Genomic DNA, 2376 nt, shown 5'->3' with positions numbered 1-2376 from the left:
CGGGCGCCCCTGCGCTGCCCGGGCCGGAGCCACCGCGCCCCGGCGGCTCCTAGGCTGGCGGCGTGGGGGAGCGACGGCAGGCCCCGCCCCGTCCCGCCGGCCGGGTGACGCGCGGCACCACGGCGCCGAACCGGCTGCGGCGCTTCGACCGCTGGTACGTGGACCGGCACGCGGCCGGGCTGCGCGCCGCCGCGGACCCGCTGGTCGTCGACCTGGGCTACGGGCGCGCGCCGGTCACGGTGCTGGAGCTCGCGGACCGGCTGCGCCCCGTGCGGCCCGACGTCGAGGTGCTGGGCGTCGAGATCGACCCCGCCCGGGTCGAGGCCGCCCGCCCGCTCGCCGTGCCGGGCGTCGCCTTCGCCCACGGCGGCTTCGAGCTCGCCCCGACCGGGGGCCGCCGGCCCGTCCTGGTCCGGGCGTTCAATGTGCTGCGGCAGTACGACGAGGCCGAGGTCGCGGGGGTGTGGGACCAGCTGCGCGGGGGCCTGGCACCCGGCGGGCTGCTGGTCGACGGGACCTGCGACGAGCCCGGCCGCCTGGCCTCCTGGGTCGTCCTGGACGCCCGCGGGCCCACCGCCCTCGTGCTCGCCTGGCGGCTGGCGGGGCTGGCCCGACCGTCGCAGGTGGCGGCCCGGCTGCCCAAGGCCCTGATCCACCGCAACGTGCCGGGGGAGCCGGTGCACGCGCTGCTGCGGGCGCTGGACACCGCGTGGGACGTGGCCGCGCCGCTGCAGGCGCTGGGGGCGCGGCAGCGGCTCGCCGCCGTGGGCGCCTCGCTGGTCGACCAGGGCTGGCCGGTGCGGCGCGACGCGCGCCAGTGGCGCCGGGGCGTGCTCGAGGTCAGCTGGTCCGGGGTGGCTCCTGCCGCACCGTGACGACGAGCTCGTCCTCGGCCTCGCTCACCGCCCGGACCCGCACGCCGCGTCCCGGCCGGTCCTGCGCGCGCAGGGCGGGCCCGCAGGCCAGGGCCACGTCGCCCGCGTCGGGGGTGATGACGACCACGGTCGCGTCGTCGGGACCGGACAGCCGGGCGGTCACCTCGCCGTTCTCGAGCTTCTCGACGACCTCGACGATGCAGCGGCGGGCCACGTCGGCCACCGGTGGCGGGCTGCCGCCGGCCTCGTCGGCGCCGGAGTCGTCGAGCAGGCGGACCGTCACCCCGCGGGTCCGGGCCGCCCACAGCGTCTCCCGCACGGCGGCGTCGACGAGGTGGCGGCCGCGGATGCCGTCGCGCAGCGCCGCCTCCAGCAGCCGGCACTCGGTGGCCAGCCGGTCGTCGACGGTGCCGGCGTCGCGCAGCAGGACCAGGACCGGGGCGGCGAGCTGCTCGATCTGGGCCAGCCGGGTCCGGCGCTCGGTCTCCGCGGCCCGGGCCCCGGCGGACAGCCGCGCGGCCTGCAGCTGCTCCGCGCGCGCCCGGTCCACCTCGCCGGCGTACTGCCGGACCAGGACGGCGACGCCGATGGCCACGACGACCACCGCGGTCGGGGACACCACCCGGTCCAGGGCGTCGAGGAAGCCCACCCCGGGCGTGAGGTGGGTCCAGGCGACGGTGGTCCCGGCGCTGAGCAGGGCGCCGGCCATGGCGAGGACCGGGTGGCCGCGCAGCGCGAGCCCGCTCAGCGGCACCCAGACGAAGCTCGGGTACCAGAGCGCGTAGCCGGGCCTCTCCTCCGGCAGGACGCCGACGACGAGCAGCCCGGTGGCGACCACGGCGGCGACGACGGCGACCGCGGTGGGCCGCTCACGCCCGTGCGGCCACGGCAGCAGCACGGCGGCCACCGACGCCAGGGCCAGGACCAGCGCCGCGACGTAGGGCCCGGGCTCGACGACCCGGTCGATGCTCACCAGGCCGAGCACGCCGAGGACCGCGACGAAGCCGAGGATGCCCAGGGCCACGACGCTGCGCGGCAGCCGTCCGACGACGGTGTCCTCGAGGCGGTCGCTCACCGCCGGGGCCTCGTCCGGGGGGCGGGCGGGGCGCCCGGTCCGGCACCGGGGCCGGCACCGGTGCCCTTCCCTGGGCCGGCGCCGGGGGGAGCGGCGGGGCCGGCGGGGTCGGCAGGGTCGGCGGGGGCGGCGGGCTCCCAGGTGAGGCGGACCGTGGTGCCGGAGCCCGTGGCGGTGACGACGTCCGCCCGGCCGCCGACGCGCTGCATCCGCCCGCGGACCGACACCGCCAGCCCCATGCGCTGCGGCGGCACGAGGGACGGGTCGAAGCCGATGCCGTCGTCCCTCACGGTCACCTGCAGCCCGTGGCCGTCGGGGGTGGGGGCCACGAGCACGGTGATGTCCGGCGGGGCGCCGGCGCCGCCGCCGTGGCGGCGGGCGTTGCGGGCGGCCTCCAGCGCGGCGTCGGCCATGGCGCGGGCCACG

The 2376-nt window shown here is 79.9% G+C and carries 3 protein-coding genes; 1 reads left to right on the top strand and 2 read right to left on the bottom strand.

Translation table 11 applies throughout. The annotated features are described in order from the left end of the window. Positions 1-62 precede the first annotated feature (62 nt). On the top strand, positions 63-875 hold the full coding sequence (locus WCS02_RS19735; protein ID WP_340295986.1) for a class I SAM-dependent methyltransferase: 813 nt from the start codon (positions 63-65) through the stop codon (positions 873-875). Here the strand turns inward: WCS02_RS19735 and WCS02_RS19730 are convergent. Together WCS02_RS19730 and WCS02_RS19725 are read right to left on the bottom strand one after the other, a co-directional pair. Then, positions 841-1950, bottom strand: coding sequence for a hypothetical protein (locus WCS02_RS19730; RefSeq protein WP_340295985.1), 1110 nt, complete (start codon positions 1948-1950; stop codon positions 841-843). The two genes, WCS02_RS19735 and WCS02_RS19730, sit on opposite strands and share 35 nt — an antisense overlap. Continuing rightward, a partial coding sequence (locus WCS02_RS19725) for an ATP-binding protein (protein ID WP_340295984.1) occupies positions 1947-2376 on the bottom strand: 430 nt, incomplete at its 5' end. The genes WCS02_RS19730 and WCS02_RS19725, both read right to left, overlap by 4 nt.

Origin of the sequence: Aquipuribacter hungaricus (genome assembly GCF_037860755.1) — a bacterium.
Lineage (GTDB): Bacteria > Actinomycetota > Actinomycetes > Actinomycetales > JBBAYJ01 > Aquipuribacter > Aquipuribacter hungaricus.
Note: the sequence above shows the minus strand (reverse complement) of the source record. Positions and strands in the feature narration are given on the sequence as shown.